General features: G+C 60.6%; 15 protein-coding genes. 9 read left to right on the plus strand and 6 right to left on the minus strand.

Annotated elements, in window-relative coordinates; translation table 11 throughout:
• Position 1: 1 nt before the first annotated feature.
• Entirely contained in the window at positions 2-472 is a 471-nt protein-coding gene (locus tag GNF76_RS03250; RefSeq protein ID WP_155581736.1) for a hypothetical protein, read from the plus strand.
• Here the strand turns inward: GNF76_RS03250 and GNF76_RS03255 are convergent.
• Together GNF76_RS03255 and GNF76_RS03260 are read right to left on the minus strand one after the other, a co-directional pair.
• Positions 429-1,826: an ATP-binding protein gene (locus GNF76_RS03255; RefSeq protein WP_155581737.1), complete on the minus strand. Its 1,398-nt coding sequence runs from the start codon at positions 1,824-1,826 to the stop codon at positions 429-431. The genes GNF76_RS03250 and GNF76_RS03255 overlap by 44 nt on opposite strands.
• Positions 1,823-2,485: a response regulator gene (locus GNF76_RS03260; protein ID WP_155581738.1), complete on the minus strand. Its 663-nt coding sequence runs from the start codon at positions 2,483-2,485 to the stop codon at positions 1,823-1,825. Before GNF76_RS03260 ends, GNF76_RS03255 begins: the two co-directional genes overlap by 4 nt.
• A gap of 195 nt (positions 2,486-2,680) precedes the next feature.
• Between GNF76_RS03260 and GNF76_RS03265 the strand changes: the two genes are divergently transcribed.
• From GNF76_RS03265 to phnX, 7 genes are all read left to right on the plus strand, one after another.
• On the plus strand, positions 2,681-3,934 hold the full coding sequence (locus GNF76_RS03265) for a sialidase family protein (protein ID WP_178123173.1): 1,254 nt from the start codon (positions 2,681-2,683) through the stop codon (positions 3,932-3,934).
• Complete coding sequence (locus GNF76_RS03270; protein WP_155581739.1) at positions 3,934-4,548, plus strand: hypothetical protein; 615 nt, start codon at positions 3,934-3,936, stop codon at positions 4,546-4,548. Before GNF76_RS03265 ends, GNF76_RS03270 begins: the two co-directional genes overlap by 1 nt.
• Before the next feature lie 84 nt (positions 4,549-4,632).
• On the plus strand, positions 4,633-6,654 hold the full coding sequence (locus GNF76_RS03275) for an LTA synthase family protein (protein WP_155581740.1): 2,022 nt from the start codon (positions 4,633-4,635) through the stop codon (positions 6,652-6,654).
• A 122-nt stretch (positions 6,655-6,776) separates the two neighbouring features.
• Positions 6,777-7,868 (plus strand): iron-containing alcohol dehydrogenase PsrA, encoded by a 1,092-nt coding sequence (psrA, locus tag GNF76_RS03280; RefSeq protein WP_155581741.1) that lies wholly within the window; start codon positions 6,777-6,779, stop codon positions 7,866-7,868.
• A 92-nt stretch (positions 7,869-7,960) separates the two neighbouring features.
• Positions 7,961-9,256 (plus strand): MFS transporter, encoded by a 1,296-nt coding sequence (locus GNF76_RS03285; RefSeq protein WP_155581742.1) that lies wholly within the window; start codon positions 7,961-7,963, stop codon positions 9,254-9,256.
• Positions 9,257-9,293: 37 nt separating this feature from the next.
• Positions 9,294-10,166: a LysR substrate-binding domain-containing protein gene (locus GNF76_RS03290; RefSeq protein WP_155581743.1), complete on the plus strand. Its 873-nt coding sequence runs from the start codon at positions 9,294-9,296 to the stop codon at positions 10,164-10,166.
• Positions 10,167-10,253: 87 nt separating this feature from the next.
• Positions 10,254-11,081: a phosphonoacetaldehyde hydrolase gene (phnX, locus tag GNF76_RS03295; protein WP_155581744.1), complete on the plus strand. Its 828-nt coding sequence runs from the start codon at positions 10,254-10,256 to the stop codon at positions 11,079-11,081.
• A 25-nt stretch (positions 11,082-11,106) separates the two neighbouring features.
• Here phnX and GNF76_RS03300 read toward each other — a convergent pair whose 3' ends face one another.
• Entirely contained in the window at positions 11,107-11,496 is a 390-nt protein-coding gene (locus tag GNF76_RS03300) for a c-type cytochrome (protein ID WP_155581745.1), read from the minus strand.
• 46 nt (positions 11,497-11,542) lie between these two features.
• Positions 11,543-12,064 carry a GNAT family N-acetyltransferase gene (locus tag GNF76_RS03305; protein ID WP_155581746.1) on the minus strand — a complete coding sequence of 174 codons (522 nt, stop codon included), beginning with the start codon at positions 12,062-12,064 and terminating at the stop codon, positions 11,543-11,545.
• A 188-nt stretch (positions 12,065-12,252) separates the two neighbouring features.
• On the opposite strand from GNF76_RS03305, the gene GNF76_RS03310 reads away from it, so the two are divergent.
• On the plus strand, positions 12,253-12,618 hold the full coding sequence (locus GNF76_RS03310; RefSeq protein ID WP_155581747.1) for a response regulator: 366 nt from the start codon (positions 12,253-12,255) through the stop codon (positions 12,616-12,618).
• A gap of 14 nt (positions 12,619-12,632) precedes the next feature.
• On the opposite strand, the gene GNF76_RS03315 is transcribed toward GNF76_RS03310, so the two are convergent.
• Together GNF76_RS03315 and GNF76_RS03320 are read right to left on the minus strand one after the other, a co-directional pair.
• A complete protein-coding gene (locus tag GNF76_RS03315) occupies positions 12,633-13,952 on the minus strand; it encodes a sensor histidine kinase (protein ID WP_379652548.1) in 1,320 nt (439 codons plus the stop codon).
• Positions 13,952-14,662, minus strand: a complete 711-nt coding sequence (locus tag GNF76_RS03320; protein WP_178123158.1) for a response regulator — start codon at positions 14,660-14,662, stop codon at positions 13,952-13,954. The genes GNF76_RS03315 and GNF76_RS03320 overlap by 1 nt, the downstream gene beginning before the upstream one ends.
• Positions 14,663-14,722: the final 60 nt, after the last annotated feature.

The raw sequence follows: 14,722 nt of genomic DNA on the forward strand, positions 1-14,722 counted from the left end.
AATGAAAAAGCCCCCTCTCTATCGCTCAGTCAATACCCGAACACACAATGTGCGCCATGGTAGTTGTGGCGCTTATCGGTATGAGCGCCACAGCAAAAGCGAAAAGAGCTCACTCTCCAACCGTGGCTCGATGCACAGCCATCACCGACACGGTTTTGATTACACACCGCTATTCAGCTTTCTACTGTCCAAGGTCGGTCATCAATGGGATGACGTTTTCAGCGAGGCCAATGCCCGCCTGGATCGGCCGGAGCCGGTATTCTGGATGGTTGCCCTGCATGACGCCGACAAAACAGAGTACGTAAGAGTAGGCGAATCGACCTACTACAGCGGGCTGTACGTCGATAACACAGGTCTGCTGCAGAAGGTCAATCCGCAGTTAAATGCAGAGCGTATGAAACCGTTTTGCGACTGCTGCACTCACACCTTCAACGGCGTGGTATTTCCCCAGGCTCTACCGCGCAGGAGCTAAAACTCACCCGAGCACACAACCCACCCGCCTCCAGGTTATACAACTCCAACCCACAACCAATCTTCCCCACAATCATCTCCACAATCGCCAACCCCAACCCTGCGCCATTGGCGTTGCCCTGGCTATAAAACCGCTCAAACAACCTTCCCATTTCCCCCTCTTCAATCCCCGGCCCCGCATCCTCTACACACAGATGCACCACCCCGGAATCCAGCACCTTGACCACCACCCTCACCTCACTTCCCACCGGTGAGAAATTCAGCGCATTGGTCACAAGATTCTGCAGCGCAATCGCCAACGCCATCGGTTCGGTTTCGACCCAACACGCTTCATCCCCTTCCAGCACCAGCTCAACGCCTTTTTCCATCGCCAGAGGTGTCAGCTCTGCCAGTTCCTCTCGCACCAATGCCGTCAGTTGCACGCGGACGCGAACCGGGTTGTTCAACTGCGGCTCAATGCGCGCCATGGTCAGCAGTTGGCTACCAATGCGTGTCGCCCGGTCCACGCCGTTCACCAGAAAATCCAATGCTTCCCGACGCTGTTCTTCAGTCCCGGCGCTCTGGGCGTTCTGTGCGTGAATACGCAATATCGCCAGCGGCGTACGCAACTCATGTGCTGCATCGGCAATGAACCGCCGCTCGCGCTCCAGCAAATTATCGATCTGCACCAGCAACTGGTTCAGTGCGGTTTGCATCGGCTCCAAGTCCGCAGGCAGCGGCTCAAGTTGCAGGGGTTGCAGGGTATTGGTATTACGCCCGCGAATGGCCTGGGCCATGGCGCATAAGGGTTTGAGGCCCCAGCCGATGGACAGCCAGATGAGCACGGCCAACAGGGGCACGCCGATAAGGCTCGGCCATAATGTGTGCCGCACGATGCGCTCGATCACATCCTGACGAATGTCGTCGCGCTCACCCACCCAGATCAGCACGCCTTGTTGCGGATCGGCCAGGAGGAACGCGCACCAGTCGTTGCCGTTTTCCGTGATGTCGTGGGACCCGAAGGTGGTGGGCGGTGCATCGAGGATCGGCGCTTCGGCGGAGCGCACGAGCAACTGGCCGTCGGTGCGCCACACCTGGAACGTCAGGCGGGTTTCGTAGGGATGTGCAGCACCGTCTTCACCCACGCGGCTCATGGCGTGGTCGAAGGCCTGATAGAGGCGGTCCCAGTCGGCGTCGCCAGGGTCGCGCTGGCGCAGCACGCTTTGCAGCAGGCGAGCACTTTGGCCAAGTTGGGCGTCGTAGACTTCTTCGATTTCGTGGTGACTGTCTCGCAGTACCAGCCAACTGATCAGGGCATCACCCAGCAGAATCAGCACCAGCACCGGGATGAGGATGCGTGCGCGGACCGAGTTCATGGCTTGAGTTCCATCACATAGCCGACGCCGCGCACGGTGCGGATCAACTCGGTGGGGAGCTTTTTGCGCAGGTTGTGGATCAGCACTTCCAGGGTGTTGCTCTCAACGCGGTCCTGCCAGCCATACAGCGCGCGGGACAGACGCTCGCGGGTGACGACTTTGCCGGGGCGCACCATCAGTTGGTGGAGCAACTGGTACTCCATGGGCGTGACGACAATATTCTGGCCCTGGTAGCTGACTTGCTGGGTCGCCGGGTCGAGGCTGACACCCGCGTGTTCCAGCAACGGCTGCGCCCGGCCCTGGCTGCGGCGCAACAGGGCGCGGACACGGGCCTTGAATTCTTCGACGTCGAAAGGCTTGATCAGGTAATCGTCGGCACCGGCATCGAGACCGGCGATGCGATCAGCGGTACCGTCGCGGGCGGTGAGGATCAGTACCGGCAGGTCCTGTTGTTCCGCGCGCAGTTGTTGCAGCAATGCCAGCCCGTCGAGGCGCGGCAGGCCGAGGTCGAGCAGCAGCAAGTCAAAGCTTTCGCTGCGCAAGGCATGCAGCGCGCTGACGCCATCTTGCAACCAGTCCAGGGTGTAGCCTTCGGCGCTCAAGGCCACACGAATGCCCTGGCCGAGAGCACGGTCATCTTCGACGAGGAGCAGGCGCATAGCGGATTCTCTGTAGGAAACGGCCGCATCATGCCGGGTTCCGGCGACGAGGATTTGGAGAAAGGTGTTACCGCTCGTTGCCAACTAAGCTTTCACTAAGGTTGGTTTTGCACAGTGGAACATCCCACGTCTGTTGAGAGTGTTTCCGTGTGCAGTAAGCCTTTTTTCGACAAACGCTCCCTGCGTGCGCTTTTACTGATCAGCGGCCTGCTAACGGTATTTTTCGCTGCCTGGCAAAGCCATCCGCCCCATGTGTTGGCACCGTTTGCCCAAGCGAGCCAGACCGCCTCAACCGTGGCATCAGCCCCGCAATACAGCAGCCGCTTCGTCTCCTCGCAGCTCACAGACTTTGTCCACTCCTCCTCCGTGACCGCCCTGCCCGGCGGCGATCTTATGGCAGTGTGGTTTGCCGGCTCCCGTGAAGGCGCCGCCGATGTGCAGGTGCGTACCGCACGCTTTGACGCCAACAGCGGCGAATGGGGTGCGGAGCAGGTGTTGGCCACTCGGGAAAGCACTCGCGACGGCACTCAGCGCTACATTCGCAAACTGGGCAATCCGGTGATCGCCCTGGCGCCAGATAATCGACTGTGGATGTTTTATGTCTCGGTGTCGGTCGGCGGCTGGGCCACCAGCGCGATCAATGTGATGGTCTCCGACGACCTGGGGACGAGTTGGTCGGCGCCTCGGCAATTGATCACGTCGCCATTCTTCAACATCAGCACCCTGGTGCGCGCCGCACCGGTGTTTCACGCCGACGGTTCCATCGGACTGCCGGTGTATCACGAGTTCATGGGCAAGTTTGCCGAGTACCTGTATTTGAGCGCCGACGGTGCGGTGATCGATAAATTCCGCATCAGCCGTGGGAAACATTCACTGCAGCCGACCATCGTCGCGCAGGATGGGCAGCGCGCCATCGCCATGCTGCGTTACGCCGGCGAGACCCATCACCGCATACTCGCCAGCCGTACCGAAGACGCCGGGCAGACCTGGAGCGAGCCGTATCCGCTGGAGCCGTCCAACCCCAACTCGTCCCTGGCGGCGGTGGGCATGGCCAACGACGGATTGCTGGTAGCCCTCAATGACCTGCAGGACGGGCGCTTTAAGCTCAGCCTGTATGGCACCAACGCCGGGCTCAATCAGTGGCGCAACCTGATAGAACTGGATCAGTCGCCGGACCCGCTGGGCCAGCCGTTCTCTCCAGAAGCCTACAAGGAAATCATCGGCGAAGGTTTCCGCGCCTCCAGCGGCGCCCTGCGCTTGCCCATGGAGCAACGCTTCCTCAGCAGCCTGGATTACCGCGTGTGCAAACCCCGAGGCTGCGAATTCGAATACGAGTATCCCTATTTCAGCCGCAGCCCGGACGGCATGTACCACCTGGTCTACTCGTGGAATAACACCTTTATCAAACATGTCAGCTTCAACGAGGCCTGGCTGGCGGAGCGTCTGTGATGGTTTCCTTGTGGCAAGCCCATTTGAGTTTTGTCCTGCTGGGCTTTGTGCTGTTGAGCGCGTTGCGCTTTACCGCGCCCTGGCGTCCGTGGTTGTTGCCGCTGCTGGCGGCGGTGAGTTTTATCCCGATCAATGAGTTGCCGCTGGCGGCTTATGTGCGCAGTTTTACCGATGACTTGGCCATCAGCACCTTGGTGCTATTGGCGTGGGTTGGCCTGTGCCGGTTGGGTGTGGTGCAACCGCTCAATGGTCGTCACCGGCTGCAAGTCCTGCTGCTGTTTGGTGCGCTGAGCCTGATGCTGTACCCCGCCACCCTGGGCCTGACTTATTTCGACCCTTACCGCTGGGGCTTCAACCCACGGCCGATGATCGTGCTGATGGGCGTGGCGGCGCTGGTGATGCTGGCACTGCGTAACACCCTGGCCGTGTGGATGCTGGCGGCGGGCACCCTGGCGTTCGCCTTGCGGCTCAAGGCGTCGGAGAACTATTGGGACTATGTGGTTGATCCGCTGCTGGCGGGTTACTGCCTGGTCGCTGGGGTGTGGATGTTGGCGATAGCGGCTTGGCTGCGGGTACATCAAAGCCCACGCCGAGCACTCCCGGTAAAACAATGAAGATCAAATGTGGGAGCAGGCAAGCCAGCTCCCACACTGGATCTGCTGCGTGCTATAGAAAACTGGAAAAAACAGAGGTCAATAATGGGATGGTTGCAATCACGCCGCCTGCGCTACGGCGTGGGCGCGATCGGGCTGGTATTTGCGCTGTTGGTCGGGCTGCGGCTGATATTTTTGCTGGGGTTTTCCGGCGTTGATCTACGCACACCTGCACTGCTGGAAACCCTGGGCATCGGCCTGCGTTTCGACCTGCGCCTGGCGGTGCTGATGCTGCTGCCGCTGGCCCTGCTCGCCTGGCTGCCACGCTGGAATTTGCTGACCCTACCGGCGTTGCGCTGGTTGGCGCGGGGTTACCTGTTGCTGGTGCTGAGTGTCGTCGGGCTGGTGTATATCATCGACTTCGGCCACTACGCCTACCTCGGCGTGCGTATCAACGCCACCGTGCTGCGTTACCTGGAAGATGCGCAGATCTCCCAACAGATGGTTTGGGAAACCTACCCGGTGCTGTGGATAACCTTGAGTTGGCTCGCCGCCGCCACGCTTTGGACCTGGGCGCTGATTCGCCTTGAGCGGATCACTCTGGACCGCGAACCTCAGGCTATTGGCAAGCTGGCGCTCGCGTCTGTCGCCGTGGTCGGTGTGATCGCAGTCCTGCTGGCTCTGCTGGGGCGCGTCGCCAATCTGAATCTCGAAAACCCGGTGCCCCTGCGCTGGAGCGATGCGTTCTTTTCCGGCAACAACCAGATCGCGGCCGTGGGCCTGAATCCGGTGCTGTTTTTGTATGACACGCTCAAAGCCGGCCAGTCGCAATTCGACGAGGCCCAGGTGCGCGAGCATTACCCGCAGGTCGCTCGCTACCTGGGTGTAAACCAACCGGATGCGCAGCAACTGAACTTCGTTCGCGAGCAAGGCGTGCAGCCTTATCGGTTTGCCGGCGAACGCCCGCCCAACGTGGTTTTCGTCATGCTCGAATCCCTGGGCACCAGCGCCGTGGGCGCCTACGGCAACCCGCTGAACCCGACGCCGAACCTCGACAAACTGGCCACCGAAAGCTGGTTCTTCAAGCACTTCTACGTGCCCGTGACCGGCACCGCCAAAACCGTCTGGGCCAGCATCACCGGCGTGCCCGACGTCACCCGCCAGGAGACCGCGACACGTCACCCGCTGATTACCCGGCAACACACGCTGATCAATGCGTTCGAGGGTTATCAGAAGTTCTACATGATCGGTGGCAACGCCGGCTGGGCCAACATCAATGCATTGATCCGCCAGAGCATCGACGGCGTAAAGCTGTATGAGGAAAGCAACTGGCGTTCGCCACGGGTGGACGTATGGGGCATTTCCGACCTGGACCTGTTCAAAGAGGGCGACCAATTGCTGCAAGCCGTGCCCAAAGACCAGCCGTTCTTTGCCTACCTGCAAACCTCCGGCAACCATCGGCCATTCACCATCCCCAAGGACAACGATGGCTTCGTGGCCCATGACTTGACCCTGGAACAGGTTCAGGCCGCAGGCTCGCGCAGCGTCGAGCAATACAACGCCGTCCGTTTGCTGGACTTCAACATCGGTCGCCTGATGGAGATCGCCAAGGCCGGTGGTTACTACGACAACACCATCTTCGTGTTCTTCGGCGACCACAACACCCGCATCAGCCAGATCCCGCACATGGCGCCGGCTTTCGAACAGTTGGGGCTGGAAAGCAACAACGTACCGCTGCTGATTCATGCGCCTGGGCGCTTGCAGCCCAAGGTGATTGAAGAGGCCGTGGGCCTGGCGGACTTGCTGCCCACGGTGGCCGGGATGGCGGGTATACCCTTTCGTAATGGCGCCATGGGCCGCGATATCCAGCAACCAGCACCGGAAGGTGAGCGCGTGGTGCCGCTGGTCTTGCGTGAGGGAACCTTCCCGGTAATTGGCGGCGTGACCCAGGACTTTTTACTGCAGATGGAACACGATGGCAGTTCACCGACCTTGCATGACCTGGCCTCGCAAACACCCCGCGAGGATGTGGCGCAGCAGTACCCGGAGGAATTTCAACGCTTGCAGGCACTGACGCGCGGGCTGCATGAAAGTGCGCGGTTGATGTTGTTTCGCAATGTCCGCTGAAGGTATTCAGCGGACATTACTATCGGCTCAGCCAATCCATCCCCCCAATCTATCGATTTGAGCTCTTCCTCACCCTCCCCGACCATGGCGCGACTTCCAATAACAAAAATCAGGAAACCGCCATGACTGCCCGATTCCACAACCCGGTAGACACCCGCTTCGGCTGGGGCTGCCTGCAAGAACTGGCCACCCTCACCGAACACCAGACCGTCGCCCTCGTGACCTTCCCCGAAGCGCGTGGGCTGGGTTTGGTGGAGCGCATCCAGGCGCTGCTGGGCGACCGCCTGGTGTACGTGATCGAAGACGTACAGCCCAATCCCGATGTTGCTCAATTGCGCGCTACCTATGAGCGTTTCTGGCAACAGGCCGCAGACTGCCAAGTGGTGCTCGCAGTCGGCGGAGGTAGCGCGATTGATACCGCCAAGGCATTAATCGTCGGCACCGAGACCGGCGATTTCGATGAGTTGCTGGCCTTGCTGGCCACCGGCAAGCCCTTCGTGCCCGCCTACAGCAAACTGTTGATTGCCGCGCCCACCACGGCGGGCACCGGCAGCGAGGTGACGCCATGGGCGACGATCTGGGATAGCGCCAGCCACAAGAAGTACTCGCTGCACCTGGACTGTACCTGGCCGAAAGTCGCCATTATCGATCCACAGCTGATGTTGACGGTCCCCGCCGGAGTCACCGTCTCAACGGGGCTCGATGCCCTGTCCCATGCACTGGAATCGATCTGGAACATCAATGCCAACCCGGTTTCCGACACCTTCGCGATCTCGGCCATCGAGGACATCCTGGAATGCCTGCCGCAGCTACGGCGTGACCTGGGCAATCAGGAACTGCGCTCGCGCATGGCGTTGGCAGCATTGAAGGCTGGTTTGGCATTTTCCAATACCAAGACCGCGCTGGCTCACTCCATTTCCTACGAGATGACCCTGCACCACGGCTTGCCCCATGGCATCGCCTGTTCTTTCACCTTGCCGCTGGTACTGGGGCTGGCGTGGGGGCATGACGCGGCGCGGGATCGCACGTTGCAGCGGGTGTTCGGCAGCGACTTGCCCAAGGCCCAGGCGCAGTTACGTGAATTCCTCCACAGCCTGGAAGTGAAGACCGAATTTGCCGACTACGGCGTGACCGCCCCAGAGGCTGAAGCGATGATCCGCTTCGCCATGCAGGGCGCACGCGGCAAAAACTTTATCGGCTCGCAAGCGGCCTAGACTCATATCATTCGGTCGTTTCCTGTTGCACCTGTAAAGCGTGCCCCCCTGCGGCTGTGGTCGCCGGGGCGAATAACAATAAGGAAAACATCATGAATCGTGCACATGCCCTGCCAGTTCCTGCCGTGCGTACCTCATCGTTTCGTGTCGCCCAGTGGCGCATGCTGCTGGCCGCAATGTTCTGCTATCTGTTTTTCTACACCGGTCGCCAGACCTTCGGCTTTGCGATTCCGGGGATCCAGGCCGAGTTCGGCCTGACCAAGGAAACCCTCGGCTGGGCTTCCGCCGCGATGCTCTGGTCCTATGCCATTGGCCAGGCGATCAACGGCAACCTGGCGGACAAGTTCGGCGGGCGCCGCATCATGACCCTGGGCGCGGTACTGTCTTGCGCCGCCAACTGGGTCACCAGTTTTGCCAGCGGCTTTGCCGGGCTGATCCTGCCGTGGGGCATCAACGGGTATTTCCAGGCCTTGGGCTGGGCCCCCGGCAGTCGGCTGATCTCCAATTGGTGGAGCGCCGGCGAGCGCGGCAAGGTGTATGGCTTTTATGTGTTTGCCGCCGGTTGCGCCTCGGTCCTGTCTTACGTGACCTCCATCGTGGTGCTGGAAGTACTGCAACTGGAGTGGCGCTGGATCTTTCGCTTGCCGGTACTGCTGATGCTGGCGGGCGGGATCATTTTCTACCTGGTAGCCCGCGAGCGTCCTCAGGATCTTGGCTTCGAACCGCTTGCCGATACCGGTGTGGCGAATGCTGATGACAAGAACCATGAGATTGCCCACGGTGAAGTCGAAACCTCGGTGCAACGCTACAAGGCGGTGCTGAAGAACGCCCGGTTGATCATCGCCGCCGTGTCCCTCGGTTTCCAGAATGCCGCGCGCTACGGCTTGATCGTCTGGGTGCCGGTGCACTTCCTGGGAGCCAACTGGAAAAGCGGCGACAGCATGATCGATCCGAAGTGGATCACCGTCGCTTTGCCCGTAGGCATGGCCATCGGCGCCCTGAGCAACGGTTGGGTGTCAGACAAGCTGTTCGGTTCCAAACGCTACCTGGCGATCATGCTGTACATGTTCCTCGGTGCCGCCACCAGCCTGTGGATGTGGAGCCTGCCGCCCCATAGCGCAATCGGCCTGGTGGCGTTGTTCCTCTGCGGTTTCTTTGTGTACGGGCCGGCGTCGAGTTTCTGGGCACTGTGCCCGGACCTGGTCGGGGCCAAGCGTGCCGGTACGGCCACAGGCGTGATGAACTTCTCATCCTATCTGTTCGCCGGCCTGGCGGAACCGCTGATCGGCAGTATGCTCGACAGTACCGGCAATACGTCGTTGATCTTCATCGTCGTGACCTCGGCCTGCCTGTGCAGTGCGGCGGTGGCGTTGTTCATCCGGCGTTGATGGCTCGGCACCGCGAACCTCGGGAACAGGACTTTTTATGTACCAGTACCACAAGTGGCTGCGCTCCTTTCATGCGGTGGCGAAGACCGGCAGTTTCACCCTCGCCGCCGACTACCTGAGCATCGGCCAGCCGACTATCAGCGAGCAGGTCAACGGGCTGGAGAAGCAGTTTTCCGTGGAGCTGTTCCACCGTCGCGGCCGCTTTATCGAAATGAGCGCAGCCGGCCACGCACTCTACGCAATCACCCAAGGGCTGTTCGGCCAGGAGGATGAAGCCATGCAACTGTTGCAGAGTTTCAAACAGCGCAAGACCGGCCTGTTGCGCCTGGGCGCGGTCTCCCCGCCGATTGCGATGAACCTGACCTATGAGCTGATGCAGCGCCATCCGGACATCGAACTGGAAACCTCGTTTTCCCCGGAAAGGGAAACCCTGGACCGCCTGTTCAACTTCGACATCGACGTGGCGATTCTGGCGCTCTCGGAGTTCGACCAGCGCTTTGATACCCAGCTGTATCGGCGCTACCCGATCATTGCCGTGGTGCGCGATGACCATCCGTGGGCGAGCCAGAAGGCAGTGCACGTCGAGCAGATCAGCGGTGAGAAGTGGGTAATGCGCGAAAAGAGCTCACGCACGCGGCAACTGGTGGAGGAAAGCTGCAAGCGCCTGGATATCCACCTCAACTGCGTCATGCAGTTGAACAGCCGCGAGGCTATCGTGCATGCCATTACCAAAGGCATTGGCATCGGCTTTGTCTCGGCGGTGGAGTACGCCGAAACGCCGGGGACCACACCGATCACTTTCGTCGATCATCCGTTCTCCATCGACTACCACCTGTGTTGCCTGGGTATTCGGCGCAACCGCCCGATGATTGCGGAGCTGTTCGAGGCCAGCCCGATCCCGGCCACCTGATTGCACCACCCGTTTAAAACACTCACCAGGCTTACCTCTGTTTCAGCAGAGGGACGGCCTGCTCACATCTGAAACCGGAGACTTACCATGCACTACCAACAACCTTCCAAGCTGCAAGCCGTGGTCCTGGATTGGGCCGGCACCGTCGTCGACTTCGGCTCCTTCGCCCCCACACAGATTTTTGTCGAGGCCTTCGGCGAGTTCGGCGTAGCCGTTTCCCTGGAAGAAGCACGCGGCCCGATGGGCATGGGCAAGTGGGATCACATCCGTACCTTGTGCAACCAGCCGCAGATCGCCGAACGCTACCGCGCAGTGTTCGATCGACTGCCGACCGATGATGACGTCACGGCCCTCTATGAGCGCTTCATGCCGTTGCAGATCGAGAAAATCGCACTGCACTCGGCGATCATTCCCGGTGCGCTTGAAGCTATCGAAGCGTTACGCGGCAAGGGCCTGAAGATCGGCTCCTGCTCCGGTTATCCGGCGGTGGTCATGGCCAAGGTGGTCGAACTGGCTCGGCACAATGGCTACGTCGCCGATCATGTGGTGGCGACTGACGAAGTGCCCAATGGTCGCCCACACCCGGCCCAGGCCCTGGCGAATGTGATTGCCCTGGGGGTCAGCGACGTCGCCGCGTGCGTGAAGGTCGATGACACCTGGCCCGGGATTCTGGAGGGTCGCAGCGCCGGTATGTGGACCGTCGCCCTGACCTGCTCGGGCAATGCCCTGGGGTTGACCTATGAGCAATACAAGGCGCTGCCCGCCGATAGACTGGCGCAAGAGCGTGTACGCATCACTCAAATGTTCGAGGGCTCGCGGCCGCATTACTTGATCGACACCATCGTCGAACTGCCGGCGGTGATCGAGGATATCAACGCGCGTCTGGCACGAGGGGAGACGCCGCAGGGTTCTTGATACGCCCTTTGGGACGTTGCAGCCGCTAGTGCGGCTGAAACGTCTCAAGGTACGCCAGCAAATTCTCGATCTTCTCCGGATCGCTGATCCCCCAGAAAATCATCCGGGTGCCACTCACGACTTTTTTCGGGGCCTCGATATAGGCCGCCAGTTTTTCCCGCGTCCACACGACACCCGAATTTTTCATCGCGTCCGAATACTGATAATCCGTGGTGGTCCCAGCCGGTCGCCCGATAATCCCATTGAGCTCTGGTCCAAAGCCGCCGCGGGCGTTAGCGCCGATGCTATGGCAGCCGCCGCAGGTTTTGCTGAACAGTTTCCCACCCGCCTCAGCATCACCGGCCGCCAATAACGGGGCGCTGGACAACCCCGCCATGAGCGTCAGGGCGCAGGTCAATAGAGCGGCATGTTTCATGGGTGACTCCCGATCAGGTAGTACTGGCAACAAAGTACCGCCGATTCTATCGCGATACGCGCCACACCATGGCGCAACGACTGCCCGGCGTAAAACCATGGCCATATTCATCACACAGAATTGCTGCCAGACGCGGATCCGGCGTCGCCAACGAATCCTGCTCAAATCCCAGCCGCCGGTAGAAGGGAGCATTCCAGGGTACGTCGCAAAAGGTCGTCAAGGTGACGGCGCGCAGATGTCGTGACCGTGCTTCGTTCATCGCGGCCTCGATTAGTTGCCGCCCGGCGCCCTGACCTTGCAGGGCCTGCATGACGGACAGTTCATGGATGTGCAGGTCCTCGCCATACAGCTGCGCACTCAAGAATCCCTGGGGCTGATCATTAGCGTCGACCGCCACCCAGCAGGTAGACAGCATGATCAATTGAAGATGGCGATCAACGCTCATCACCTCAGCCTCGGCAAGCCAGCTCACCTCCTTGATGAGACGGAAGGTCAGCGCGGCCGAACGCTCAATCGCAGGCAGAAACGCGGCATCATCGGGTGTGGCAAGGCGAATCACGACAGGCATAGGGTGTGTGCGGTCTATCTTCGGGTGGCGACGCTATCCTGACGTATCCTGCATCGGGCCTGCAAGCCATGTTCCCCGTGGGTTGAAAGCCAGCCGAACGACCATCCATCCAATAAAAAACATTCAATCGAACCTATTCCATCATGCCCGACTCCACCCTACTGAACCCCGATGGTGGAGTAATGATCATGGCTCAGCCATCGATTTTAGTGCTGGAAGACGACGAGATCATTCGCGCGTTGATGGTGGAGGTGCTGGAAGACTTCGGCGCGCACGTCACGTCCTTTCCCTCGGCGGACGAAGGGATGACCTTTCTGGAGCGCACGAGCGATCCGGTGGATTTGATTGTCAGCGATATCCAGATGCCTGGTCTGCTCAATGGCTATGACTTGAGCAAGGTAGTTGCCCACCGCTGGCCCTCTTTGCCGGTGGTGCTGACCTCCGGTAACACGGCGATGGCCGCGCAATTGGGCAGCACCGTACGGTTCCTGCCCAAACCGTGGAGCGTCGAGGGTTTGCTTGATTACGTGCAGTCAGCGCTGACCCACCCTTGATAACCTCGCGTGCCCTACACCGGTAATACCACCACCACTTCCAGCCCGCCGCCCTGGCGATCCGCCAGCGTCAGCGTGCCACCATGCTCCAGCACAATCGCCCGCGCCGTGGAAAGCCCCAGCCCAACCCCGCCGGTGCTTTTGTTGCGCGAGCCTTCCAGGCGGAAAAACGGCAGGAACACTTGCTCGTGAAAAGCCACGGGAATTCCAGGGCCTCGGTCCAGCACGCGAATGAGGACCTCACCCGCACGTTGGTGCAGTTCAATTTCGGGTGCATGCCCATAGTGAATGGCATTGTCCATCAAGTTGGTCATGACCCGCTTGAGCCCCAGAGGCCGGCCGAAGTACACCAGGCGCGGCGGCCCACTGAAGGTGATGTCGATAGACTGATCGCGATAGTCGTCCACTAACGTCTGCAACAGTTCCGCCAGGTCCAGATGGGTGGCCTGTTCGAGGCGAGCGTCGTCGCGGAAGAACTCCAGCGCGGTGTTGATCATGGCCTGCATCTCATCGACGTCACGGAACAGCTTCTGCTGCTGGTCGCGGTCTTCAATGAATTCCCCCCGTAATCTCAAGCGGGTCAAGGGCGCCCGCAGGTCGTGGGAAATTGCCGCGAGCATCTGCGTGCGGTCCTGGATGAAGTGTTGCAACTGGGCCTGCATGCCATTGAAAGCCAGGATCGCCTGACGAATTTCATGGGGGCCGACCGGTTCGATGGGCGGTGCCCGAAAGTCCGCACCAAAACGCCGGGCACCCAGGGCGAAATGCTCCAGAGGCCGGGCCAGGCGGCGAGTGGCAATCAACGTCACCAGCGCGGTGGAAATCAGTACCAGGACCAGCACGATCACACTGCGCGGCCCCTCGGCCAGGCCCCAACTGCGGGAGGGTGCGCTGAACATCAACCAGGAGCGGTCGGTCAGTTCCACCAGCAAAGCGTAGTGCCCGCCGGGACCTGGCCAGTCGTCCGGCTCAAAGCCTTCCACTCGCCGTTGTGGCCACGTGAGCGAATGCCCGAACACCTCTTCACTGGAGTGGAAAGCCTTGTCCCTGGCGGGAGGCAGCCCGAAACGCTCACGATTGGGTGACCAACTCACGCTGAAACTGTCATCTGCGGCTGACTGAGCCAAGCTGGAACGCTGGACCGGATCTGCCGCTTCGACCACTCGAACGATCACCGCCAACTTGTCTAACAAACCGGTTTCACTCAGGGGCGGCCGCGCCCATACGCCTGCCAACTGAGCGAACAACGCGTTAAAGGCCAGGGCCGTGAGCATGGCGATCAGGATGGTCAGGGCAATCCAGCGGGCTACCGTGTCCCGGGGGCGACGGCCCATCATGAGCGGGTCACGCTGACGGTGAACTGGTAACCGCCATTGCGCACGGTACGAATCATCGCCGGGCGCTTGGTGTCGTACTCCAGCTTGCGCCGCAGACGGCTGACCTGGACGTCGATGCTGCGGTCGAAGGCGTCGTGACGGTTGCCACGTGCCAGGTTCAACAACTGCTCACGGGTCAGTACCCGCTGCGGGTTTTCGACAAACACCAACAACAGGTCGAATTCACCGGACGACAGCGGAATCATCACCTGATCCGGCGAGCGCAGCTCACGACGGGTCAGGTCCAGTTGCCAGCCGTCGAAGCGGATCAACGGTCGCATGGCATCGCCCACGGGCGGGTGGTTTTCACCCGCGCGACGTAACACCGCGCGCACCCGGGCCAGCAGTTCGCGGGCGTCGAAGGGTTTGCTCAGGTAATCATCGGCGCCCATTTCAAGGCCCACCACCCGGTCACTGAGCTCGCCCATGGCGGTCAGCATGATCACCGGGGTCGCGTATTGCTGGCGCAGGCGCTGGCACAGCAGCAGGCCGTTATCCCCCGGCAGCATCAGGTCGAGAATAATCAGGTCCGCAGGCTGGCGCTCCATGGCCGCCCACAGGTCGGTACCGCTGGCGGCGGTTTCGACCGTATAGCCATGTTGCAGGAAGAATTTCTTCAGCAGCGCGAGGACTTCAAGGTCATCGTCGACAATTAAAAGGTTGCTCACCGGTGCGCATCACTTGGGGTTGTAGGGCCGCTATCTAAAACCATTCGGCGCGGCCCGTCA

Source organism: Pseudomonas spelaei (genome assembly GCF_009724245.1).
Lineage (GTDB): Bacteria > Pseudomonadota > Gammaproteobacteria > Pseudomonadales > Pseudomonadaceae > Aquipseudomonas > Aquipseudomonas spelaei.